This is a genomic window from Pseudoalteromonas sp. 3D05, assembly GCF_002723455.1.
In the GTDB taxonomy this organism is placed as follows: Bacteria; Pseudomonadota; Gammaproteobacteria; order Enterobacterales; family Alteromonadaceae; genus Pseudoalteromonas.
On the sequence record NZ_PDUS01000007.1, the window covers coordinates 60,387 to 86,035 of the forward strand.

Below are 25,649 nucleotides of genomic sequence, written 5' to 3' on the forward strand. Positions count from 1 at the left end.
GTAGAGTAAAGGGTTTTTGATGCGGTTAAAGCTAGGGTTTTTACTTGGTGTATTAATCTTACTCAAATTAAGTAATGCCTTAGCGGCTTTTGAGCATTACACAATAGAAGATGGCTTGTCTCAAAGTATAGTGTTTAGCATAGAGCAAGATGAACTTGGTTTTATGTGGTTTGCAACACAAGATGGTTTAAACCGTTTTGATGGGGACCGTTTCGAAGTGTTTAAGGCTTCGGATAAAAATAGTAATTCGTTGGCAAACAATTACATTTACCCATTATCCCTAGATAATCAAAATCAGTTAGTTATTGGCACGCGCTATGGGGGGGTTAATCAGTTAAACTTATTTAATTACGCTTTTTCTACTCCTTTGTTAAATGAAAAGCGCATTACTGCACTACTCCTTTATGAAAAATGGCTGTTTGTTGGTACGTTTGACGGTGTTGTGTATCGTATAAACCGTGACTCATCAAAAATTGATACGCTCGTCGATAATCTAAAAAAGCCGATTTACGCACTTGAAAAAATAGATAATATTCTATGGATTGGCAGTAATGGTAGCGGTTTAACCCACTATGATTTACAAACCGACACCTTATTGCCTACTATGTTAGAAGACATCTTTAAAGCTGAGCCTATCTATCCAAGTATTTATGCCATTAAGCAAGATGCTAATGCTCACGTATGGATTGCAACCCAAGGAGGCGGCGCTTATAAAATCGATTTAACAAAACGGATATTTACCAATTGGCGCCATGGTGAACAAGATTTTGAGAGCATTTCAAGTAACCAAATCCGTGATATTGAATTCGATGAGCAAGGCCGAACTTGGTTTGCAACACGTGGTGGTGGTGTCAGTATTTATCACCAGCAAACACAGCGCTTCACTCATTTAAAACATGACCCTTTTGATCGCTACAGCTTAGCGCATAATCGTGTGTACAGTGTATTTAAAGATCAATCAGGTATTATGTGGTTTGGTACAGCGAATGGTATTAGCAAGTTAGATCCAGCCTCGTTGAGCTTTACTAAATTACGTAAACCAGCCCCTTTATCCAGCAATGATGCTTGGGCTCTTCATGAAGACTCTAAGCAGCGGCTGTGGTATGGGAGTTGGGGGGCCGGTATTGATATCCTTGATAAAAACTTTAACCGTGTAGACCACCTAGATAAGCATTCATCCCCAATAGCATTATCAAGCAACGCAATCAAAGTCATTACCCAAGATGGGTTAGGCAATACGTGGATTGGAACGTGGGAGCGCGGCATTAATGTTATCACCAAACAAGGTGAATTGATCGCCTATCATGCAGAGGAGGGGGAGCATGGGTTGTATGAGAATAGTATCTATAGCTTATTAGCCGATAGTAACAACAATGTATGGGTGGGAACGAATGGTGGGGGGTTATTCAAATTTGATATTCAATCGCAAAAATTTATTAGCTACAGTAAGCCGCAACCCAATACAACTTTGCTCATTGATGCCCCAAGAGTGACCAGCCTTTATCACGGGCAAAATAATGAGCTTTGGATTGCGACAGATGGCTTTGGTGCTTATAAGTATAATACCGAGTTAGATTCCCTCTCCCATTTTACAAAGCGTCCTTCAGGCGAAGGGTTAAGCCACAATACAGTTCGAGCATTCTTACTACGTGATAATGGAGATATGTGGCTGGCAACCTCTAATGGGGTCAATATTATAAAAGCAGGCACAGGGCAAATTACACACATCGGGTTGGATGATGGCTTACCTAACCAAGTTGTATATGGTTTGGTTGCACAAGGCGAGGAATCGGTTTGGCTCAGTACTAACAATGGCCTTGCTAAAGTTAATAGCTCGACTGGCCTCATTAGGCACTTTAAAGCAAAAGATGGCATTCAAGGAAATGAGTTTAATGCAGGGGCGTATCTCAAAACGCGGCAAGGAAAAGTCATTTTTGGCGGAACACAAGGCCTAACCGTTTTTTCGTCCGATGAATACCAACCTCAACTACCTGCTAAACTAGCATTAACCAAGCTAAAGTTTGATGACCAGCCTCTACGCAACAGCATGGGTAGCCAATTAGGTATGCATTATGAGGTTGAGAAAAATCGTCAACTGGAGATCCCTCACTCAGTAAAGCGTATTTCGCTTGCCGTTAACCTTTTGCACTTCTCAGAACCTAAAACCAATGTCTATCGCTATCGATTAATTGGCTTTGAACAACAATGGCGTTCAGCGAAAGGAGCAAGCCTTTCGATTGATTATACAAATTTACCGGCAGGAAATTATCAGCTTGTTGTTGAAGCAAATTCACATTTAGGTGGGAAAGCACTCGCTCCGTTGATGTTAAACCTACATGTACTTACTCCGTGGTGGCAAAGCTCATTGGCTTATTTTATTTATTGCCTCTTGTGTGCAATATTTGTTTGGATATGTATTAGTCTATGGACACAGCGATTACGTAATCAAAAGAGTGAACTAGAGCGTTGCGTGGTATTAAGAACCCAAGAGATTGAGTCGCAAAAGTCAGTGATTGAAAAGCAAGCTACTGCGCTTGGGCACACGTTAGAAAGCAAAGTTCGCTTTTTTACTCATGCATCTCATGAACTACGAACCCCGCTTAGCTTGCTTGTTGCACCAACACAGGCATTGTTAACGAATGAGAGTAACCCTAATAAAAGAGCTAATCTGGATTTAATTTTGCGCAATTCACGACGGCTAGAGGGATTAGTAGATAAGTTACTTACGTTAACGCGCTTTGATCAAAGCAATGATGAAGAACTAAAAACTATTTCATTGTCGGCAATAGCCAGAGAGGTTGCTGAGCAGTTTAGTGTGTTAGGTGAGCAAGGTATTGTGTTCGAATATGATATTGAAGAAGCTCTTTATATCCACGCTAGCAGAGAAGGGTTAATCACAATATTTAATAACCTGCTAAGCAATGCATTCAAATTTACTACACAAGGCAGAGTTGAGTTAAAGGTTTATGCTTTGCAGCAACAGGCAGTAATAGAGTTTAAAGACACTGGACGGGGTATTGCTGAGGTGGAAGCCAGTAAAGTCTATGATTTGTTCTACCGAACAGCAGGCAATACAAATGTAGAAGGCAGCGGTGTAGGCTTATCTATTGTTAAAAAGCTCGTAGATAAATACGCTGGACAAATTGAGCTACAAAGTACATTGCTCAAAGGCACTCAATTTAGTGTTAAATTCGCTCTGGTTTGTGCTCCTAAGCAATTGCAAAGTCAACATAATCTTCAAATCAAAACTAAGCAACATCTTAACGAAGATGATTTGGCAACCGTGTTAGTTGCTGAAGATAATGATGAATTAAGGCATTACCTTTACAATGAGTTAGCTGCTAAATATCAAGTGCTGATGGCCAGTAATGGTAAAGTTGCGATGGAATTAATGCAAAAGCATGTACCTGATTTATTAATTACAGATTTGATGATGCCAAAAATGGACGGATTTGCTCTATTAAAAGAAGCGCATAACTGTCGTATTACTTGCCATATTCCGGCTATTATTTTAACCGCTAAAGGCGATCACGAAAGCCGCTTAAAAGGACTTAATCATTTTGCGCTCGATGTCATTACTAAGCCTTTTGACCGTGATGAACTATTGGTTAAAGTCGATAATTGGATTGCATGGATAAATACATATCATCAACATACTCCACATGAGATTCAAGCTGAATCAACAAAAAGTGGTACGGTGAATCGAGATCCCAAAGACACACAATTATTAGTTAATTTAAATGCGTTTCTAGATCTACATTACTCGGATACGCAGCTGACGGTGCCACGTTGCGCAAAAGAGTTAGCGCTTAGTGAACGTCAATTTCAGCGAAAATTGAAAGTGCTTATTAACCTTTCCCCAACTGAGTTCATCCGAGATTTTCGTCTTACTAAGGCTGCAGACTTATTACTGCAGGGTCGGCAGATAAATTTAGTAATAGAAGATGTCGGTTTTACCTCGCGTTCTTATTTTTCTAAGGCCTTTAAAGCTAAATATGGGATGACAGCAAAGGAATATCAGTTATCTAATTAGTTGAAAGTTATTACTTTGTCGTGTGAGGAGACAAATTGGTCGGATATGGACGCTGTTTTTTTTGCGTCTTGCGGTATGCTTTGTTCATCCTTTTTAGCATGTAACTCCCTTCGCTTTAATGGGTCTGACACTTACATATAGTAAATATGTATAAATCATCGAATTTCTCTCCTTAAGTGGAGGCTGGAGAGTAGGCTAGCCTCTGCTATTTTTCTTTTATTGCTTTGCCAATACCTGATTAGAAGATTTCATATCACAAGTATTTCACGCCTCTATTATATTGAAAATTATAAACTTGTCGGGAATGAGTACAAATTGGTCGCATATGTAGTCACCGTGTTTAGTAAGTTAAACTAGAATCATCCCAGTTACTTTTTGTAGAAAAGGTGCTCCAAAAATTGATACCTGAGTAATGGAATAGCGGCTCAATTGCATAAGTGGATTTGCCAATTAATTTTGCAAAAGATGTATCTCGTCATTCTATTTTCATTTATTGATTTATTCATTTGGCTTATCTGTGTCGTGTAATCAGTTTTATTGATTTACATAGGGCCAGCAACAGGGAAAAAGGAAACAAAATGAGTGTATCAAATAGGCTTCATCGTTCGGGTGTTTTGGCACTATTGACGAGTGCTTTTATTATCACAGGTTGTGGTGGCGGAGGCGGCGATAGTGGCGACTCCACGCCCCCAGCTATAAGTAATAACAGCCCAACTGTGAGTATTTCTGGTGACGCAGAAGTTAACGAGGGAAAAGAGTTGTCCTTGACCGCTGTTGCCAGCGACAGTGATGGCAGTATCACAAGCTATGCATGGCAAGCTATTTCAGGGCCTACAGTCACGTTAGCAGGTAGTGATAGTGAAAATGTTAGCTTTACTGCGCCTAATATCGAAGAAGATACCGATTTAGTACTTGAAGTGACGGTGACTGATAATGAAGGTGCGACCAAAAGTGCTCAAATCACGGTTAATATAAAGCGTGAAGTGCTCAGTGTGACTATTACAGGAATTGTCACAGATGAGCCTATTGTCTCTTCAAATATAGCTGTTCAAGTGGGTGATGACCTTTTTGAAGTCACCGCCGATGAAACGGGTCAATACACAGTGAAAGTTGAAGTGGATGACTCGTTTGCTAATAAGCTTGTAAGGTTAGTGGCACTGGGGAACAACGCTATCAACCCAGAGGTTGAATTTGTATCGCAGTTAAAGTCAGTTGCAACTTTAATTACACAAGCGGGTGATGATGCGACCTTGACAAAAAATGAAAACTTCGGCGTTAACATTACCAATGTGAGTACTGCTGAATATGCTTTGGTAAAACGTGATAATGGTGATGTGCAAGACGAAGCTTCACTTTCAAATGCGTTGTTAGCGGTTGATGCAGATGAAAAGCTTTTATTATCGGCATTAATTAAAATTATTGTAGATGATGAAAACTACACACTCCCAGAAGGCGTGGATTCAACATTGGCGTTAGTATCTAATGCAAACGATATTGACAACTTCGTGAACACTGTTGAGAGTCAAGACCCTGACTTAATCGAGGCCACTAAAAAAGCGATTAAAGACGATGATGACCTGATTGACAAAACCATTGGTGATGTAACAGGTGAATTCATTTTGACAATGCCACAATCTTACCGCGCAGCTGCGGCGCAATTACATCTGCTTGATGAGGAAAAGGGTTACATTAGCTTTACTGGTTTTGAAACGAACTTTACCTGGCAACAAACTGGACCCTTGATAAGCATGGTACTTGATGAGGCCGCTTTAGAGAGCTGCGCCATGATGATGGATGAGAATAATCAGCAGCAGGAGAGTTGTCAGTATCTAGTGGAGTTAGGGATGACCATACTCCTTGAGAACGATGTGAATAAAACCGTTGAACTTTACAGAAAGTTTGAAAGACGCTGGAGCAGCACAGGTGATGTTCACGATTCATATGAAGGCACAACCAACTTTAGTTTAATTGAAAAGCAACAGACGATAGCCATTACGGCCGATAAACTCATAGGCACCTGGGTTGTTGATGGTGCAAGTGAATTTCAAGGTTTAAGAAGTGCCGTATCATTTGATTTACTTGCTGGCGGTGCGGGAACGCTCAGAGATAATGATAAAGCACCTGTTAGTATCACTTGGCAAATAATTGATAATCGCTTAGTGATTACCAACACCAATGAAGAGGCCGTGTTTGATTATGAGTTTTGGTTGATAAAGGATGTTCAAGTAGGGTATCAATTTGTGTCATCACTAAACGCCAAAGCAGATGAATCAACACGTACTTCATCTGGTTTAATGGTCAAAGATAATCAATTAGCATTTACTACAAACGAATTACTGGGCAAGTGGACAATCTATCAGGGGTACAACGCGCCACAGACTGATTTACATTACGATGTTTATGATGATGGCTTAATGAACTTTAATTTAAACCAAGATTATCGTTCGTGGCAAATCGGCAGTGAGGGTGAGTTTTTACGTTATAACTACTTCACTGATAACGGTGTTCAACCAGTGTGTCCTGAAGGCCAAACCTGCCAAGTATATAGCGAGTTTTCACAACGTTTATTGGCAACAGCCAATGACCAAAACTTTACCTATCGTAAATACCGGTTCTATAACTTTGATGGTTCAGAAAGGCCGCAAAATTACTCCTCCCATCTTCGTAATTTCTCAGTTGCAAATGGTGAGTATGGTGTCACACGTTTTGCACCCTATTGGATTCAAGAGAACCCAGGCTTTGATGAAAACGGATACCCAACCAATGTAAATTATATCGAACTGTATACGCCCAATAGCAAGGGGGTGGAAACAATCACTATTGCGACAAACTATGACGAGCAAGGCGAGCCTAGTAGTTACACAATTAGCTTTACTAACGCAGGTGTTACACAGTCATATGATTATAGTTTAGCTTCTGGGAAACTTTTATACAGTGATCAGCAAATCGAAATAATGGACTTTGATCGCAACTACCTCACTGTGTGTATTTATGAACAGAGCGGAGTGTGTAATCAGGCAAATACCCAAGCTTGGTATTTTGATGAAGCAATGGCCGCAGATAATGTACAGGCTGTTCGCCCTCAACCAGTCCACCCACTCGATGGCGCTTGGCAGGTAGAAGATGAACCTGATGTAGTCGTTATACTTCGAGATGGTAAGTGGATACATGTGCAAAGCGAAGCTGATGACGGTGTAGATGATGCGTTTGCTGGCTATGAAATAGGTGACTTTACCTGGAACGAAGAAACTGGCGAGTTTGCGGTTACTTTAACTGAAGACACAAATGGAACATTTGGCTTTGACGAAGAAGAAACTGTTGAGGCAAGTGTTGAAGGCGATACCCTCACTCTTACATTTAACGGTGAAGGGGATTTCTTATTGCAGCGTGTTTATGATTCAAACAACCCATTAGTAGGGGGCTACTTTAATGGTTCAATTGCAGATAATGACTTTTACTTTGCGGTGTTTAAAGGGGATGGTTATTTTATTGAGATGGATCATGAGGCAGGCGTATCTCCTGTAATAAGTGCAGGTAACTACACTACCACAGCGGATCCTTCCGGTGACCCAGAGTTATTAAGTGTTACATTGGATTACTACCTAAATCAAATGGATACCGGTGAGGTTGACCCTTATGTTGTTTTAAAAGGGGAAGGTAATCGCTTAATATGGCTTGATGGTAATGGCTTTGGCGTGGACAAACGAGTTACGGATGTCGTAGAGCCAATCGAATTTAGTGAAGCAGATATTATTGGTAATTATGTATTTAGTTTCATGGAGCAAGGGGCTATTACTGAACGCGCGATTGAAGTTCGTAGTAATGGAACCGCAAGCTTTGATTTAGATGGCACGGTTCGAGAGGGAGAGTGGTCACTTGAATTGGGTAGCTTAAAGTTAGTCAGCCCAGAGACGGCATCGCAAGATGCGACCTTTGGTATGATATTTACCCCTAAATCATTATTGGAAAGTGGGTATAGTGTCGCAGCCTTTAGCGTCACTGTGCCTGGAGAGCATCCTTCTAAAGAGGACACAAGCCTACACATTAGTGTAATGGGTAGCTTGATAAAGCAATAACATTTAACGGAGCCTAGCGGCTCCGTTTATTTTTGGGAGTGAAAAAATGTATAAGGTCATATTAGCTATGTCTCTTGTCGCGCTTTCTGGCTGTGAAACCGTTGAATCTGTACAGCAGGATGTCAGTGAGTTCAGCAACAACCTGTTTGCCAGTTCTGGCAATAAAGAGGATACCGTGAGTGCGTTTGAAAAGGCGCAGGAAGCATACTCTGAAGCAAGCAAGGTAAGAAAGCAAACGACTTCACTAAATGCACAGCAGCGAAGCGTGTGGGCTGAGCTTGAAAGTGATTATCAAAAACTGGTCGCAAACCCTGATTCAGCAGCTGATAAAGAATCGATTTTTTCAGATGGTACACTAGCCGAAAATATTATGACGCATAGTCTTGAGTTTATCGAACTGACGGCAAAAGCAGATTAATTATTAAGATTGTTTAAAAGTGACAGGTGATTGTGTTACAACACATCCCTAGCTCACTTTTTAGCGACAACTATGACTGAACTTTACCACTGGTTTGATTTAATTGGCGTTGCCGTATTTGCAGTATCAGGCACGTTGATTGCTTACGATAAAAAAATGGATGGCTTTGGAGTTTTTGTACTCGCCACTGTTACGGCTATTGGTGGGGGAACAGTGCGTGATTTGATCTTGGATGTCCCTGTATTTTGGCTGCACGATCAAAGTTATTTTATTGCTATTTTTGCCGCTGTATTTATTACAGCTAGATTGATCAACAAGCAAAAATCGATTCCGCTTTACCACTTACAAATTGCAGATGCATTTGGATTAGCGTTTTTTGCTGTTATGGGCACGCAAAAGGCGCTGCTTGCAGGCATGCCTGCAACCACAGCCATAATTATGGGAATAATCACAGGCTGTTTTGGGGGCATGATACGCGATGTATTGGCTGGCAATATCCCGATGTTGTTAAAAGGTGAGCTTTACGCCATTACGTGTATTGCTGGTGGGTTAGTTTATACTCAGAGTGTTTCATTGAATGCGATGACTGAAATTGCGATGGTTTTAGCAATGCTAACGACCTTACTATTACGTCTTGCAGCAATGAAATGGCAACTTACACTACATATTTTTAAATATCCTGACTAGACTGTAATAAAAAGTACATTACAGGGACAAAGGATGTGTCGTTAGCTCGTATTTATTCTCGTGCGCAGGTGGGAATTCAAGCACCAGAGGTGATGGTTGAAGTTCACTTAGGCAATGGTTTGCCAGCCTTTCATATTGTCGGCTTGCCAGAGGCCTCAGTTAAAGAATCAAAAGACAGAGTAAGAAGTGCGCTCGAAAACTCTCAGTTCGGTTTCCCTGATCAAAGAATTACGGTCAACCTTGCGCCTGCAGATTTACCAAAAGAGGGTGGCCGCTTTGATTTAGCTATCGCAGTTGGGATTTTGGTCGCTTCAGGGCAAGTGGTTTGTAATGAATTAGAGCGCTATGAGTTTTATGGTGAGCTTGCGTTAAATGGCGAAGTTAGAGGTGTGAACGCCATTTTACCCTCGGTATTGGCCGCTAAAGAGCAAGGGCGTTGTTGTTTTCTGCCTGCTGTTAATGACAGTCTAGCTAGCTTGGTGAATGGTGTAACGCGCAAAGCAGTTAACTCAATACAGGATGTGTGGAATGATTTACTGAATCAGCAACCATTGCCACTGAACATTGAGTATGAAGAGCGTGTTCAAAGCACTCATTTTATTCACGATTTAAGTGATGTTAAAGGTCAGCCGGGTGCTAAAAGGGTATTGGAAATAGCTGCCGCTGGGGGTCATAATTTACTTTTTTTAGGGCCTCCTGGCACAGGTAAGTCAATGCTTGCTCAGCGTATGCCCACCATAATGCCAAGTATGTCTGATGAAGAAGCCCTTTCTAGTGCCGCGTTGTATTCTATTATTGGTCAATCAATCGACTTAACCAATTGGCGTAAAAGGCCGTTTCGTAGTCCTCATCATACGTGCTCAGCTGTCGCTTTGGTTGGGGGGTCTTCAAACCCTAAACCAGGCGAAATATCTCTGGCTCATAATGGTGTGTTGTTTTTAGATGAGTTGCCTGAATTTGAAAGAAAAGTATTGGATTCACTGCGCGAACCAATGGAAACCGGCACGGTTACTATTTCAAGGGCTGCGCGGCAAATGGAGTTTCCGGCCCAGTTTCAACTGATTGCTGCTTTAAATCCAAGTCCCACAGGGTGTCATAATGATAAACGGGCAACCCCAGATCAAGTTATGCGATATTTATCCCGAGTGTCAGGCCCTTTTATAGATCGAATTGATTTACAAATAGAGTTGCCTCGCTTGAGTAGCAATCAGTTACAAAGTACTGAGCTTGAAGAAAGCAGTGCTCAGGTGAGAGCGCGGGTTGAAGCTGCTTATAATATTCAACTCACCAGACAAGGCAAAGTGAATGCACGGCTTAATAATAAAGAAATGAGTAAATTCTGCGAATTAGCACCCGCGGAGTTACAGTTTTTAGCTAAAGCCAGTGAAAAGCTGTCATTGTCACCACGTTCTTATCATCGGGTAATAAAGGTTGCGCGCACAATTAGTGATTTAAAAGGCCAGGAAAATATAGGATTAGCGCAATTGAAAGAGGCGCTTAATTATCGCGCCTTTGAGCGTTTGATTTCGCAGTTATCACAGTATTAGCGGCTGGATATTCTGCTTAAATTGATAGCATGTACCCTTTACCACGTACAGTTACGATGCGTTTTTGGTCTTTTTCATCGCTGAGCTTTTTGCGTAAACGGCCAACGAGAACATCTACAGTACGATCGTTGGGGCTCCAATCAGGTTGACCAATTTCTTCTGATATTTTTTCTCTAGGTGTCGCTTTACCTGCGTTCGAAATTAAGCATATAAGGACTTTATGCTCTGCTTCAGTTAAACGTGATTCAATGCCATTTGCAGTAATCAGTGTGCGATTATCTGGGTGGAGTTTAAAGTCGGCGTATTCAATAAACTCTTCACTTTCGTCATTATCAGTGCTGCCTTTTAACCTTTTGTGCAGTGCACGCATGCGTAACTCTAGCTCTAAAAGATCAACTGGCTTGCAAATATAATCATCAGCGCCTTGGGCAAGGCCTGCAATTCTATCGGCTTGTGAGTCGCGGCTTGAAAGCATAATCACACCGATATCAGTTAAGGTGTTGAGCTCTTTAGCTAAATGGAGCCCGTCACGCATAGGTAAAACAATATCAACAATGGCAAGTGAAATGGCACTATTGCTATGTTCACGTGAGCTAACAATTTCAAGCGCTTGAGCACCTGTTGCATCATTTTCAATGTGAAATTCAGTCTGGGCAAAGTGTTTAATGATGCGTTTAACCAATAGTTCATCATCTTCAACCAGTAAAACATTAATAGTCATAGTATCTTAATTACCTATATTGATGTCTCCATATTAGCACTCATTAGCGTAAGGAGAGAACAACTGAAGTACTGTTTATGATAGTTTCTTTGCATAAACTCAAATAATAGAAGAAAGGAAAGCTTTGTTTCCTTTCTTTCATACCTTATTATTTTTCAGGGTATAAGTATTGCCACCATTGCGGTTCATCTTTTAAATGCTTATCAAAGTAGGCAAGCATTGTGCTCCACCAATCAAAGCGTTTATCGCGAGCAAAAATTTGATGATCAGCACCTTTATACTCAATCAGATCAACATCCTTACCAAGAAGTTTAAGTGCAGTATACATGTTATGGCTTTCGCCAACTGGCACATTAGTGTCGGAGTCTCCATGCAGTAAAAGCAGTGGTGTCGTTACTTTGTCTGCATGAAAAACAGGGCTTCGTTGGCTGTAAAGTTCACTGTTATTCCACGGGAAGCTGCCTTTAGATGCTTCTCCAGAATATAAATAGCCCCACCAACCTTGACCCCAATACGAGGTAATATTAGAAATACCTGCATGGGCAATAGACGCGCTAAACATATCGGTTTTAGTCGCTAATAACATGGTCATAAAGCCACCGTAGGATGCACCTAAATTACCTAAACGATTTTTATCAATAAATGAGTACTGCGCAAGTAATGCCTGAGTGCCTTGCATAATGTCCTCAGCAGTATGTTCACCCCATGCATTGACGTGTTTAGCTGAGAATTCTTGACCAAACCCTGTTGCTCCAGTTGGTTGAACAACATAGACAACATAGCCATTAGCTGCCCAAAAGTTAAATGGGTAACGACCAGTAAAACCACGCGAAACCGGAGATGTACCACCATAATAATAGATCAAAGCTGGATGCTTTTTAGATTTATCTAGATTTGTTGGTAAATAGACGCGGCCTTTTATTTCAACGCCCTGTTTATTTGTGAAGTTAAACTCTTCAAGCGTTGGAATTTGCGTATTAGCATAGGCTAAAGGTTTCGAATCCCATAGTGTGCTTGCTCTATTTTTGCTGATCTTTAAATATTTTAATTGCTGTGGTGAGGATGCTGTTGTGCCACTGAACAAAATAGCGGGTGAGCGGTTTTTAGAAACACTAAATTGCTCAACAACATCTAATTTAGTGTTTAGTTTGCTAAATCGGTTTTTACTTAAATCAAATAAATACAGTTGTTGGGTATCTTGCTCTGTAACTTTTAGAACAGCATCACCGTTGTTAAGCACATTTAGTTGACCTATAGCTGGATCAAAGTTTTTGCTCAATGCTTTGGCCTTTTTGCCATCAGAGTCAAGTAAATATAGCTGCCCATCATAGTTATTGGCGAGCATATCTTGTGGGATGTTACGGCCTAAACCATCTTTAAAGTCAGGTCCTGCAACAACATAGATACCTTCATCGGTGTACTTAGCTTGATTAAAGGTTTTAAATTGACCTAAAACACTGTGCTTTGCTGTCGCAAGGGTTGTTTCAACTAGCTCTGCGATAGGGTGAGTAGATGCTTCCATAGCGTGAGCACTTCGGCTTAATAAGACCGTACCTTGTTCGCTGTTGAAGTCTTCTATGCTATGGCTTAAAGGACCTTCGCTGATTGCTTTGCTTAAACCAGAATTGATATCAAGTAGATAAGCTTGTGAAGTGGTGCGAGCATATGACCAGCGATCTTGCAGACCCCTGTAATGCTTGGTTAAGCTGGTATCGGCTTTGGGATACTTAGACCAAGTAAAAATTAAGCTATCGTTGTTATAAAACGCAAAGCCGCTCGCGCCCTCTAAGTTCTCAGCAATAACATCAAGTGCTAAGTTTTTGCGATTTAATTTCTTTAATTTACCGTCAATTAAGTACACAACAGATTTGTTATCAGGACTCCAAATTACATTACTTGGTTGGCCTGATTCAAAGCGATAAAGCACTGTGTTGTCTTGATCTTTAAGCACCGTTGTTATTTGTGCTTGATTGCCTGCAGCATCATTGTAAGAGCGAGTGCTGGCAATATAGTGTTCTGCATCAGGTGACAGTGACAACATGCTTATAGTCGGCGCATCAAACAATTGCTTTGCAGAGAGAGTTTTACTCGCGTTTTGACTTATGGTGATTTTGTCATGTTCTGACTTAGGCTCAAAATCCAGTGACACCTCATTCCAATTAGCGACTTGTTCTGCAATGATCAGAATTTGATGCTCGCCATTACTTAATGCCAGTTGATAAGTATGCTCGGTGGCAGTTAGCTCTTCGCCATCGATAAACAACTTGGCTTTTTCAATTCCGCTAAGCTTGAGTGCACCCTCACTAAAACGTTCAGTGTGTATAGTAAATTTTAATGCTTGTATCCCACCGAGTGTAAGCGCATTTATACTACTTAACGTTTGCCATTTATGTTGCTCACCAAAGACTGAAATGTGGGAGCTATTAGCTTGTAAACTCGGGAGTAGGTTTTTAATAGCCGCATCATGGTGGGGAGTTTGGTAAGGTTTTACTTGCATTTGTTCAGCCAAAGGGCCAACAAAAGCGATGTTATTCTTATCCAACACTGCAGCCAAAGCAGAGCTTGAGACAGAGTATAAAGCCAGTGCACTGAGTGCGTTTAACACACGTTTATTTGATAATTTTGCAGACAAATTGAAAGTCATTGCTAAGCCTTCGAACGATAATTTGGATAAATATATCATGTATTGGTAGGATGCTCATTAGTCCAACGATGAGAGTGATTTAATGACGTTATTAATTGTTTACATGTGTGTTGCTATTTTAATTTCATTCCTATGTTCTATTATGGAAGCCGTGTTATTGAGCATCACCCCAAGCTATGTTGCTTTGTTGCGTAAACAAAATCCAAAGCTTGCTAAATGTGTTGAAAAATTAAAAAAGAACGTAGATCAACCATTAGCAGCTATCTTAACTTTAAACACTGTTGCGCATACCGCAGGTGCTGCTGGTGTAGGAGCGCAAGCAGCTGTTGTTTTCTCTGATGCAGCAGTGGGTATTGCATCAGCCATAATGACACTACTTGTATTGGTATTATCAGAAATAATCCCCAAAACACTCGGTGCTAATTATTGGCGTGCATTGACCCCAGTTGTAGCTCGAGGACTGGTGTATTTAGTCATTTTATTAAAACCCTTTGTATGGTTTGCTGAAAAGCTAACGAATTTGATGGGACGTAACTACGATGAAGCGTTTTATATTCGACAAGAAATTGAAGCAATGGCTGATATTGGCACTGAGTCGGGCGCGCTACATCAAGAAGAGTCCGAAATTATTCGTAGTTTGTTGCACTTTAGGCATGCTACGCTCGATTCAATAATGACGCCGCGTACTGTTTTATTTAAAGTCCATAAAGATATCACTGTACACCAATACTTGGCTGAACATGGCTCTTCGTCATTTTCACGCGTGTTAGTTTACGATAAAGATGGCGATGATATTATTGGTTTTGTGCATAAAAACGACATTATGTTGGCATACCATCGACTGGGTGAAGACTACAAGATAAGTAAGTTAGTTAAACCTTTGTATACAGTTCCAGAGACACTTTATGTGCCTACATTACTGCACACCTTACTGGCACAAAGAACGCATATTTGTTTGGTAATTGACGAATATGGCGATGTGCAAGGTATTGTAACCCTCGAAGACATGATTGAGTCATTAATGGGGCTTAATATTATGGATGAACGTGACCAATCGGCGGATATGCAAATGGTCGCTAAGCAACGTTGGCGGCAGCGTTTAGCCAATACTGACAAATTACTTAGCGAAGACGACGATAAAAAATAAAGTCAGTGTTGATTTGCGTCCTTAACCATTTGTAACCATGACTTTGCCCATACAGTGAATTCGGATCTTGATTTAGGTTTGCAAATTAAAAAGCCCTGCATCAAGATAAACTCTTTGAAGCGGTCTAAGTATTCGAGCTCTTCTATACGCTCGATGCCTTCTGCAACAATTGAAATTCCTTCCTGTATGGCAATATTAACCAAGCTACTGGTGATTACTTGAGAGAATTGGTCGGTTTCAATATGGCTAATTAGAGTCCTATCAATTTTCACTTCACTAAAGGGCAAGGTTTTAAGTTGATTTACATTAGTAAAGCCGATGCCGTAGTCATCTAAAGAAATATCAAAACCGCGAATTCTTAATCGATTCAAGGTTTCTAGTTGCGCGCTGCTACAGAGAGCGTGCTGTTCTGTTATCTCTAAAATTATTTCGCTAGGCGTTAAATTATTAAGCTTTAGTATAAGTGCTAGCTTGTCGGGGCAGCTTAAATCTTCTAACTGACAAGGCGACAAATTGAAAGCTAACTTAAATTTATAACCTAAGCATTCTTTCAACGCGATAAAATCTGTAGTGGCTTTTTCAAACAGCTGAAACGTGATTAAATTAATTAAATCAAGATCTTCAGCAACACTAATAAAATGATCGGGTAATAACTGCTGCCCGTTTGCAGTGACAATTCGCGCGAGCACTTCGACACTGGTGATTTTATTTTTGTAGCGGTTAATCTTTGGTTGATAAAAGGGGGTTATTTCATTGTGGCTAATGGCATGTAATAACTGTGATTCATCTATAGATTCAATGGGCTTTTCTATGTGCGAAGCTAAATGGTCTAGTTTTTTAAGTAACGTGTGCACTTGAGTTAGCTGCACTGGTTTTACTATGTTACCGATTAAATGTGCATTACTTCTTTTTGCTAGATCTGCTGCTAAATCAATAACTTTATGATCCATCTCAGAAATAATAACAATCGCACCAGGATAATTCATATCACCTAAGTGCCTAATAAGCTCCATTCCATCCATATCAGGCATATTAAGATCAGTGAAAACTGCGTCATATTTTAATGAGGCGTTTTTTACTTTATACAATGCCTCTTGCGCGCTTAAGCATGTTGTAATATTGGGGATTTCAAGTTCGTTTAGAATAGCTTCCATCACCACTAAAATAGCTTTGGAATCATCAACTACGAGAATATTTTTGGCTAATTTGGTCATATTCACTCCTTGAATTTAAAGCAGGTATTAGTATAAAAGTAGCTGCTAACCAAGAAAAAGTCAGTATTTAGGATAAAATAATTTCACAAATTAAAACCGAAAAATAGGTATACTAACGCCACTGTTTTTTAGGCTTTAAGTATTATGATTCAAATACAATTAACTCTTGCAGAGCAGGCATTTAGGTTAATGCTTGCAGAGCAAAAAATTGTGCAAATTTTTCAATCTGACCAAGCAATTAGTTTTGATAACCCACGAACACACTACGTTGAATTTGAGCTAGAGGGGAATCGAGTTGGTATAGATACCAGCGAAGTCCATGAGCAAATGCTATTGCTGTATATTAATGACCATCTGGTACAAAAGCTTGCGATCCCTGAAGTACAAAAAGCCAAGCCTAAGCAAGGACTATTGGGTTTATTTGCCCTAGGCTTTAAAGTATTTAAGAGTGCAAAAGTGGTTAAAGCGGCATTAGCAGGGGCGTCAGTTGCAGGCTATGCGTGGCTTTTTACTTTTGAATTTGCTTTGATGCTTATTGCGTGTTTAGTCATTCATGAATACGGGCATGTAAGAGCAATGAAGTACTTTGGCATAAAAACCAAAGGTATTTACTTAATTCCTTTTGTAGGGGGCCTTGCTGTATCAGATGAAAAGATTACCACTCGCTGGCAAGATGTGGTGATCTCTTTAATGGGACCCGCGTTTGGTCTAATCACTTCTGTATTGGGGGTGGTGCTTTATTACGCCACCGAGATGGAAATTTTTGCCGGTGTTGCGGTACTCAGTGCATTGCTTAATTTATTTAACTTACTGCCTATTCTACCGCTCGATGGGGGACATGTATTAAAAAGTATCAGCTTTTCAATGCGCTCATGGGTTGGCTTAAGTATTTGTATTTTAGGGGTGTTATTTGGTTTATGGATAAGTTACACCTTTGGCTTAATGCTATTAGTGTTCTTTTTATTTATTGGCGCGCTGGAAATTGTGTTTGAATGGCGCGGTCGTCACTTCTCACACCTAGTACCGCTGGATAAATACGGCCAAGGGTTCTCTGCGGTAATGTATGCACTTGTCGTTGCAGGGCATGTCGCGGTGATGATGCACTTTGCCGATTCTGAAAATCCGATATTAAGCTTACCTATGAAAATCTTATCGAGTTAATGTAGTGCATATTGAACTGTCAAAGCGCAACGCGATGTTGCGCTTTAATGTCACTTTTTTACGGATAGTAAGTCAGCATCAACGCAATAAATACACCGGTAATAATTAATTGCACTAAACAAAAACCCATAATATCTTTGGCTTTTAGGCCTGCAATGGCAAGTACAGGGAGTGCCCAAAAGGGTTGAATCAGGTTAGTCCAAGCATCTCCCCACGCGACCGCCATGGCCACGCGGGGCATATCAGCACCTAGCGCCTCTGCGGCGGGAATTACTATCGGTGCTTGCACCGCCCACTGGCCACCACCTGATGGTACAAATATATTCACCAGGCCAGCACTCAAAAAGCTCCAAAAGGGCAATGACTCTGCGCTGGCTATGGCGATAAAGCCTTGTGAAATTTGTTGTGCTAAACCGGTATCAATCATAATTGCCATGATCCCTGCATAAAATGGGAACTGGATAATAATACCTGCGCCGCTGGGCACTGCTTGTTGTAAGCTATTAAGTAAGTTATGGGGTGTTTGATGTAATAATATTGCTGCAAATAAAAACAGCCCTATAACACTGTTTAGATTAATTGAGCCATTATTGAAAATAAAATAATACGTTAAATATGCAAGGCCAAGTAAGCCTGTGGTCATACCTAACACGCGGCTGTGCTCTATATGATCTGCTGGGCGAGTTAATGTGACATCCTTGTTTTCAGGCTCTATGAGTTTGCTTTTATCAACGTACACGCTGTCTTTATCGCAAGGGAGCATAGCGCGGTTTACCAGCGGCATAATGATAAATAAGCCAACCACGATTGCGATATTAAAACTTGAAAATAGCGTATCAGCAGTACTTATCACGCCAATACTTTGCTCTGAAAAATGCCCCGTTGTGGCAATGGTCAAAGGTACTGAACCTGCTAAGCCACCATGCCATACAATAAATCCAGAGTAAGCACTGGCCACTAATAATCGGTAGTCCACTTTTGTTTGCCTTGCTATTGCTTTGGCAAACAAAGCGCCTATTACTAAGCCAAACCCCCAGTTAAGCCAGCTGCCCAACAATGCGACTAGCGTGACCCAAATAATTGCCTTGGCTGGCGTGTTGGCCATACTGGCTAACTTAGCGAGCAATCGGTTGACGATAGGGGTGCTTGCTAGCATATAACCGGTGAGTAGCACCAATAGCATTTGCATCGCAAATTGTAGTAAGTTCCAAAAGCCACCTCCCCATGCCACGAGTACATCTACTGAAGTTGCTGGAGTGAATAGGCTCGCAATTACAAAGCTAAGCAGGGTTAATAGAATAACAAATATAAAGGGGTCGGGTAGGTAGCGTTCAACTAATTGAGTAAAGGGTTTTGCAACACGATTTAGCATAGTGAGAGTGTATTGTTGTAATTGTCACGTATAGCCAATTAAGCATGAAAGATCTTAATTGGCAAGTAGGTCAATGTATTAGCGGTTTTGATCTAATACAGCTTTTAAGCGATTTTGAACCTCTTCAACAAGTAAGTCGGGTTGGAATTTCGATAAAAAGGCGTCACAGCCTACCTTTTCAACTAAGGCTTGGTTAAAACTGCCACTTAACGATGTATTTAGCACAACGTGTAAATTCTTCAGGCGGTCATCATTGCGGATTTCATGCGTTAGTCGGTATCCATCCATTGCGGGCATTTCAGCATCGGTGATCACCATAAGTAAGTCTTGCTCTACGTTATCACCTCTATCTGCCCAGCTTTTCAACATATTTAATGCCTCAAGACCATTTGTTGCGGGAATAATTTCAATGCCCAGCTGGGACAACGTATCGCTTACTTGTTTACGCGCAGTTGGGGAGTCGTCAGCGTGTAAAATTTTACGGCCTGCAAATTCATCAACAATTGTTTTATCTAGTACTTCATCCGATATGTGGATTTCATATTCAACAATTTCGGCCAGTACTTTTTCTACGTCTATAATTTCAACTAGCTGCTCTTGCCCATCACGCTGAATTTTTGTCAGTGCAGTAAGGTAATGGTTTTTGCCAACGGATGTGGGGGGCGGCATAATATCTGACCATGTCATATTCATTATTTGGTCAACTTTACCGATTAAAAAGCCTTGCACAGTTCGGTTGTATTCGGTGATAACTAGATTACTGTCCTCGGTATTTTTTGCCGCGGGCATGCAAATCGCCTGTCGTAAATCTATAACAGGAATAGATTCGCCTCTTATATTGGCAACCCCAGATATTTTAGGGTGAGCGTGGGGAATTATATTTAAGTGAGGAAGTTTCACAACTTCTTTAATTTTAAATACATTAAGCGCAAAAAGATGACGGCTATGTAAATAAAATAGCAACAGCTCAAGACGATTTTCGCCGACCAGCTGAGTTCGTTGATCTACAGAAGCTAATACACCCGACATAACACACCCGTCTTTGTAATTAATAAAACAAGTATAGCTTACACTGTTCTGCTTTAAAAAAGCAGCCTAGAAAATAATCTTCGCCCTTATACATGTTTCAACCATTGCCATCATTTCGCCATTACAGTAACTTATCAGATAATTAATAGCAGAATTACCAAGTGTGGGCATGCCTTTTATATTTAAACGATTTTTTTTATTAGTGAGAAGTCACATTGATCAAGTTAGTTGGCAGGCGGTCGCTTTGGCTACTCTGGTACATATGGCCCTGACTTGGTTATTACTTATTTTAGCAGGTGAGGGGGCGCTCACTCCAATAAGTACATTTGTGTATTACTATATAGTGACAACATCAACTGTAGGATATGGCGACTTTAGCGCCACTACAGATTTAGGGCGGTGGGTTGTTGCACTTGTACAAATCCCTTTTGGGTTAGCTTTATTTGGCGTTCTGTTGGGTAAAACAGGGCAAACAGTGACATATTTAATTAGGCGCGCTATGACAGGTGATAAAAACTTTTCGCATTTTAATAATCACATCATTATTTTTGGTTGGCACCAAACACGAACAAAAAAGATGATTGATTACATTTTAGCAGATCAAAAACGCACACAAAGACGGATTTTATTAGCAGTGACAGAGCAAATGGAGCACCCATTTTTGACTAATGAGCACGTCGATTTTGTGCGTTTAAGCAGCTTTACTGATTGTACGCAACTTGAACGGGTGGCTATCAGCCATGCTGATAAAGTGATTATTGATGGTCAAGATGACGATCAAACCTTTACCACGGCGTTACGTATTAGCAAACTAGTTAAGGATGGCGGGCATATTAGTGCGCACTTTAACGATGAGAGTAAAGTAGAAATGCTATTAGAGCATTGCCACAATGTGGAATGTTCAAGTGCAAAGTCAGCAGAAATTTTAGTGCGTTCGATGCAAGATCCAGGCTCAAGCCGAGTGCAGGAAGAGCTGTTATCAACATTGCATGGTGATACACAATTTAGCTTGGTGATACCTGCTGATTTAGCACAAATGGAATTTGGTAAGTTGTTTCATCATTTTAAACATGATCACGATGCCATTTTACTCGGTGTTGCACATAACCTGAGTGCTAAAAATATGGATTTGAATCCGCCGCTCAACTACCCGGTAAACAGTGGTGATATACTTCATTACATAGCGATTGACCGGGTGTTAAGTAATGAAGTTGATTGGCAGAAGTTGACGAAGTAATGAATGAAGTAGCGTTTCTAATTATTATATTAAGCGCATACATTTTGCCTATAGTGCTGGTATTAAACAGTAAAAGAACGCAAGGTCATGAAAAGAACGGCTGGCTTATAGGCATTATCTTTTTCTCGTGGTTAGCGCTTGTCATGTACTTTGCTATTGTGCCAAAGCATGGCCATAAAAAGAAAAAAGGCCGAGAAAAGAAGCGAAAAACTTAGATTTTAGCCCTTAGTTTTATGGTCTTTCGGTCTTTATCTGCAGCTTATCGCTTACAGCTTGTCCCATTCTAGTTATCTCATCCCAATCATTTTTGGTCACTGGCATTATTGATAAGCGTCCCCCTTTTTTCAATGCGATGTCAGTGATTGCATCGTTTTCTTTAATTGCTTTAAGGCTAACTAATTTATTTAGATGCTGCTGATAAGTCACATCAACAACCACCCAGCGGGGTGAATCTACCGTTGCTTTGGCATCAAAATAATCACTGCTTAAATCAAACTGAGTGGGATCAGGGTAGGCCTCGCGTGTAACAGTTGCTAATCCAGCAACACCAATATGTTTGCAGCTAGAATGATAAATCATCACTTGATCGCCCACCTTAACCTTGTCGCGCATAAAGTTGCGTGCTTGATAATTTCGCACACCTTCCCATTGCGTTGTTTGTTGTGGCGCATTTTTTAAATCAGCAATTGAGAATGCATCAGGCTCGGTTTTGAATAGCCAATAAGCCATTGTTATCTCCCTAAGATTTACATAATTATAGTCTATAGTATTATGAGAGCCTTGTCGGGATTGAGGATATAAAAATGAGCCAAGTTTTAGATGATTTGTTGTCGTTATTAACTTTAGAAGAGATTGAGCAGGGCTTGTATCGCGGGCAAAGTCAAGATTTAGGGTTTAGAGCAGTATTTGGTGGCCAAGTAATGGGGCAAGCGCTGTCTGCGGCTAAAGAAACATTGCCTGAGGGGCGCATAGTTCATTCTTTGCATTCTTATTTTCTCCGCCCTGGAGATGCTGCAAAACCGATAGTTTACGATGTAGAAAACATTCGTGACGGTAAAAGTTTTAGTACGCGCCGTGTAAAAGCAATTCAATATGGCAAGCCTATTTTTTATATGACGGCCTCTTTCCAAGGTGTTGAAGAAGGGCTTTCACATCAAGCCACTATGCCTGATGTACCAGCACCTGAAGAGCTAAAATCATCGCTAGAATTTTATCAAGCAAATGCTAATCATATTCCTGAGGCTATCCGAAATAAATTTATTCGTGAAGTACCGATCGATATGCGTCCGGTCACTTTTCATAATCCATTTAAGCCTGAAGTGATAGAACCGGTGAAGCATATTTGGTTTAAAGCCAATGGTGATATGCCGGACGATCAACGGATTCATAACTACTTGTTGGCGTACGCTTCTGATTTTGAGTTTTTACCTACCGCGCTGCAACCGCATGGCGTGTCATTTATGCAACCGAATATGCAGGTTGCTACCATTGACCATGCAATGTGGTTTCACCGCCCATTTAGGTTGGATGACTGGATTTTATATACTATCGATAGCCCAAGTGCGAGCTCGGGGCGAGGTTTAGTGCGTGGACAGTTTTTTGACCGCCAAGGCAATTTAGTCGCTTCAACGATACAAGAAGGTGTGATGCGACAGCGTTAAGCAGCGCTATAAATACGTGAAGCAAAAGGTTAGGTGTAGCAACACCTAACCTTCTAATGTCTTAACTACTTTGGTTTTGAACAATGTCAGTAATTGATTGCCAAATACGGGCAGGTAATAACGCTTTGAGGTGCATATAAACTTCACACAGGTCGTTACTGCCTTGCAGTCCAGCATCTGACTCGCTAATAAGCGCTTGTTGACGAAGATTGCTAATAAAGCCTATCAACACTTTCTTATCGAAAAACTCAGGGCTTTTAATGCCATGTAATGTGCCCAGTCGTTGCGCTAATACTTGGCTCTCACGTTCAAGCTCGGCGCGATCAATCCCTTTACTTGTTTGAATAAAACCAATGACGATAGCGTAGCGTTGTAAAGTTAAACTAAGGGCACGACCCAACATCTCAAGTTTTGCTAGGCAGTCATTGCTGTTGGTAATTTTTATCTCGTCACCATTTATTTCAATTAGCTCTTGATCAACAAAGCTTGCCAATATGCGAGAAATATAATTTTCGTCCAATTCATTTAAAAACCACTCTTTAGCGAATAATGGGTAGAAGCGACTGATCAATTCTTGGCATTGACTCAGTGTGGTTTTATGGCTTTTAAATATATGCAGTGCAAGTAAACTTGGCACGGCAAACACATGTAAAATGTTATTACGGTAGTAATTAAAGAGGGTTTTTTCTTTATCATTAATGGCTATGATTTCACCAAACTCATCACTTATTACATCAAATTTATTAAGCTTTAAAGCATGGTTTAATAATTGCTCTGCATTTTCGTCAGGAGCACTAATTTTATCGCTATAGCTGGCACTTTTTTGCAAATGTAAATAAAAGTCTAGCTGCGCTAATAGCTTTGGTTTGCTCAATGCTTGTTTATCATTTACCAGTAAAATCATCGCCAATAAATTTACAGCGTTCAGTGCAGCTGCACTGTTGATGTTTACCATCACTTTATCAGCTAAATTTGCTACTTGTGGACCAAGCCATTGTGGCTTTTGAACATCGGTAGGATGGATAGACTCACGCCAATCAGGTTGATGCTCGTTTAGATATTGATTAACAGAAATCGGGTCGCCAAAATTTAAGTAGCCTCGGCCATAATTCTTAAGGTTTTTAATCGCTTTAAATATACCAAATATAGACTCGCCTTTTTTATCATTGCCAGCCAGTTCTTTGAGGTAGGTATTAATTTCCATTACGTGCTCGTAGCCGATATACACGGGCACTATAGAGATTGGTCGGTCTATTCCGCGCATCATAGCTTGCAGTGTCATTGCCAACATACCTGTTTTAGGCGGTAATAAGCGCCCAGTTCGACTACGGCCACCTTCAGTATAGAACTTAACTGAATAGCCTTTAATAAATAGCTGGCTTAAATATTCTTTAAATACCGCTGAGTAAAGCTTATTGCCGGCAAACGAGCGGCGAATGAAAAACGCACCACTGCGACGGAATATGCCACCGGCTGGGAAAAAGTTAAGATTAATGCCTGCTGCTATATGCGGCGGGACTAAGCCTAGGTGGTAAATAGAGTAGGTAAGTAATAAATAATCCATATGGCTGCGATGGCACGGCATATAAATTATTTCATGGCCTTTATTCGTTAAGTCGTGCAGTTGCTCGGTGTATTTAATATCAATACCGTTATACAGTTTATTCCAAAGCCAAGTAAGGACGCGATCTGCAACCCTAATAGTGGCATCACTGTAGTTTGCGGCAATTTCATCAAGTAGTTTTAACGCATTTTGACGAGCTTGTTCATGGCTAATATTCTTTTCTTTTGCTTCTGTCTGAATGGCTTTTTTGATGGTTGGCGAAGCGAGTAACGAACTAAATAGCTGCTCACGAGAGGGCATTTTTGGCCCCGTTGCCGCCAGTTTTTGCCGACGAAAGTGAACGCGCGCTACGCGCAGTAGTTTATGTGGTAGCTCATCAACATCTGCTTTTTCATTTACAAGCAACGATAAGTCGAGAGGTTGACTAAACCTTACAAAGTTATCACGCCCTGAAAACAACAGCACAAAAAACTTACGAAACCAGCTTGGTGTTAACGAGTGAGATACTAAAGTCCCTAAACCTGGTTTTTCTTTACCGGGGTTGCGGCCCCATAAAATGGTGACAGGGATAACTTGTACGTTTTGCTCGTTACTGGCAATCAGCTGCTCAATAATTAGTTTGCCTTTTTGCAAGGCATCGGTTGGTTTTGCTTTATCACCAAATAATGGTGGTGGATTTTGCAGTCCAATAAAACGGTCTAGTTCAGTATTACCTAATAACTGTTGCTCGGTTGGATTTGGCAAGCCATGTTTTTTACAAACGCGGGCGAGTGCGGCTAAGTCAGAGCGCGCATTGAGTTTAACAATATAAAAGGTGGGCGATGACGGGTCGAGACTATATTGTTCGATTGGGTTTTCAGGCAGCACCTTACTTTTAACTAGTAAGCGGTTCATCACCATAGAGAAAAAGTTTAAACAACGACTAAAAATACGCATCAACTCACCAAAGTTAAGGGTTAAAAAGCAAAATAAGCGAGGATAATACCAAGTTATAACTGGACTGACCATTAAGATAGTTATCGCTCGTATCTATTATAGCCAATACTGCGTTGAGTTTATTGTGTTTTTAATGAACAATTTAATATGGTAGGGGTATTATTGAAATAGTTGTTGCATTTATCACCAATATCACTATAAT

General features: G+C 40.6%; 17 protein-coding genes. 10 read left to right on the top strand and 7 right to left on the bottom strand.

Annotated elements, in window-relative coordinates; all coding sequences use genetic code 11:
* Window positions 1-19 precede the first annotated feature (19 nt).
* The 5 genes from CSC79_RS09270 to CSC79_RS09290 all read left to right on the top strand — a co-directional run bounded on the left by CSC79_RS09270 (window position 20) and on the right by CSC79_RS09290 (window position 10,761).
* Window positions 20-4,033 carry a two-component regulator propeller domain-containing protein gene (locus CSC79_RS09270; protein ID WP_099295547.1) on the top strand — a complete coding sequence of 1,338 codons (4,014 nt, stop codon included), beginning with the start codon at window positions 20-22 and terminating at the stop codon, window positions 4,031-4,033.
* A 578-nt stretch (window positions 4,034-4,611) separates the two neighbouring features.
* Window positions 4,612-8,109, top strand: a complete 3,498-nt coding sequence (locus tag CSC79_RS09275) for a hypothetical protein (RefSeq protein WP_099295548.1) — start codon at window positions 4,612-4,614, stop codon at window positions 8,107-8,109.
* A 46-nt stretch (window positions 8,110-8,155) separates the two neighbouring features.
* Window positions 8,156-8,527 (top strand): hypothetical protein, encoded by a 372-nt coding sequence (locus CSC79_RS09280; protein ID WP_099295549.1) that lies wholly within the window; start codon window positions 8,156-8,158, stop codon window positions 8,525-8,527.
* A 72-nt stretch (window positions 8,528-8,599) separates the two neighbouring features.
* Window positions 8,600-9,214, top strand: coding sequence for a trimeric intracellular cation channel family protein (locus CSC79_RS09285; protein WP_099295550.1), 615 nt, complete (start codon window positions 8,600-8,602; stop codon window positions 9,212-9,214).
* Window positions 9,215-9,249: 35 nt separating this feature from the next.
* Window positions 9,250-10,761 carry a YifB family Mg chelatase-like AAA ATPase gene (locus tag CSC79_RS09290; protein WP_099295551.1) on the top strand — a complete coding sequence of 504 codons (1,512 nt, stop codon included), beginning with the start codon at window positions 9,250-9,252 and terminating at the stop codon, window positions 10,759-10,761.
* A gap of 16 nt (window positions 10,762-10,777) precedes the next feature.
* Here CSC79_RS09290 and CSC79_RS09295 read toward each other — a convergent pair whose 3' ends face one another.
* The gene (locus CSC79_RS09295) at window positions 10,778-11,482 is read right to left on the bottom strand and encodes a response regulator transcription factor (protein ID WP_099295552.1); all 705 of its coding nucleotides are present in this window, start codon (window positions 11,480-11,482) and stop codon (window positions 10,778-10,780) included.
* A 148-nt stretch (window positions 11,483-11,630) separates the two neighbouring features.
* Window positions 11,631-14,126: a S9 family peptidase gene (locus CSC79_RS09300; protein WP_099295553.1), complete on the bottom strand. Its 2,496-nt coding sequence runs from the start codon at window positions 14,124-14,126 to the stop codon at window positions 11,631-11,633.
* 82 nt (window positions 14,127-14,208) lie between these two features.
* On the opposite strand from CSC79_RS09300, the gene CSC79_RS09305 reads away from it, so the two are divergent.
* Window positions 14,209-15,273 (top strand): hemolysin family protein, encoded by a 1,065-nt coding sequence (locus CSC79_RS09305; protein WP_099295554.1) that lies wholly within the window; start codon window positions 14,209-14,211, stop codon window positions 15,271-15,273.
* A gap of 2 nt (window positions 15,274-15,275) precedes the next feature.
* Here the strand turns inward: CSC79_RS09305 and CSC79_RS09310 are convergent, their stop codons facing one another.
* A complete protein-coding gene (locus tag CSC79_RS09310; RefSeq protein ID WP_099295555.1) occupies window positions 15,276-16,487 on the bottom strand; it encodes an EAL domain-containing response regulator in 1,212 nt (403 codons plus the stop codon).
* Between the two features lie 144 nt (window positions 16,488-16,631).
* On the opposite strand from CSC79_RS09310, the gene CSC79_RS09315 reads away from it, so the two are divergent.
* Entirely contained in the window at window positions 16,632-17,648 is a 1,017-nt protein-coding gene (locus CSC79_RS09315; protein ID WP_099295556.1) for a site-2 protease family protein, read from the top strand.
* 58 nt (window positions 17,649-17,706) lie between these two features.
* Here the strand turns inward: CSC79_RS09315 and CSC79_RS09320 are convergent, their stop codons facing one another.
* A complete protein-coding gene (locus tag CSC79_RS09320; RefSeq protein WP_099295557.1) occupies window positions 17,707-19,020 on the bottom strand; it encodes a TIGR00366 family protein in 1,314 nt (437 codons plus the stop codon).
* Window positions 19,021-19,098: 78 nt separating this feature from the next.
* Complete coding sequence (locus tag CSC79_RS09325; protein ID WP_099295558.1) at window positions 19,099-20,049, bottom strand: chemotaxis protein CheV; 951 nt, start codon at window positions 20,047-20,049, stop codon at window positions 19,099-19,101.
* 169 nt (window positions 20,050-20,218) lie between these two features.
* On the opposite strand from CSC79_RS09325, the gene CSC79_RS09330 reads away from it, so the two are divergent.
* Together CSC79_RS09330 and CSC79_RS09335 are read left to right on the top strand one after the other, a co-directional pair.
* Window positions 20,219-21,286 (top strand): potassium channel family protein, encoded by a 1,068-nt coding sequence (locus CSC79_RS09330; RefSeq protein WP_099295559.1) that lies wholly within the window; start codon window positions 20,219-20,221, stop codon window positions 21,284-21,286.
* Window positions 21,286-21,501 (top strand): hypothetical protein, encoded by a 216-nt coding sequence (locus CSC79_RS09335; protein WP_099295560.1) that lies wholly within the window; start codon window positions 21,286-21,288, stop codon window positions 21,499-21,501. Before CSC79_RS09330 ends, CSC79_RS09335 begins: the two co-directional genes overlap by 1 nt.
* Before the next feature lie 16 nt (window positions 21,502-21,517).
* Here the strand turns inward: CSC79_RS09335 and CSC79_RS09340 are convergent, their stop codons facing one another.
* Window positions 21,518-22,015: an EVE domain-containing protein gene (locus CSC79_RS09340; RefSeq protein ID WP_099295561.1), complete on the bottom strand. Its 498-nt coding sequence runs from the start codon at window positions 22,013-22,015 to the stop codon at window positions 21,518-21,520.
* Window positions 22,016-22,089: 74 nt separating this feature from the next.
* On the opposite strand from CSC79_RS09340, the gene tesB reads away from it, so the two are divergent.
* Window positions 22,090-22,947: an acyl-CoA thioesterase II gene (tesB, locus tag CSC79_RS09345; protein ID WP_099295562.1), complete on the top strand. Its 858-nt coding sequence runs from the start codon at window positions 22,090-22,092 to the stop codon at window positions 22,945-22,947.
* 61 nt (window positions 22,948-23,008) lie between these two features.
* On the opposite strand, the gene plsB is transcribed toward tesB, so the two are convergent.
* Window positions 23,009-25,447: a glycerol-3-phosphate 1-O-acyltransferase PlsB gene (gene plsB / locus CSC79_RS09350; protein ID WP_099295631.1), complete on the bottom strand. Its 2,439-nt coding sequence runs from the start codon at window positions 25,445-25,447 to the stop codon at window positions 23,009-23,011.
* Between the last annotated feature and the right edge of the window lie 202 nt (window positions 25,448-25,649).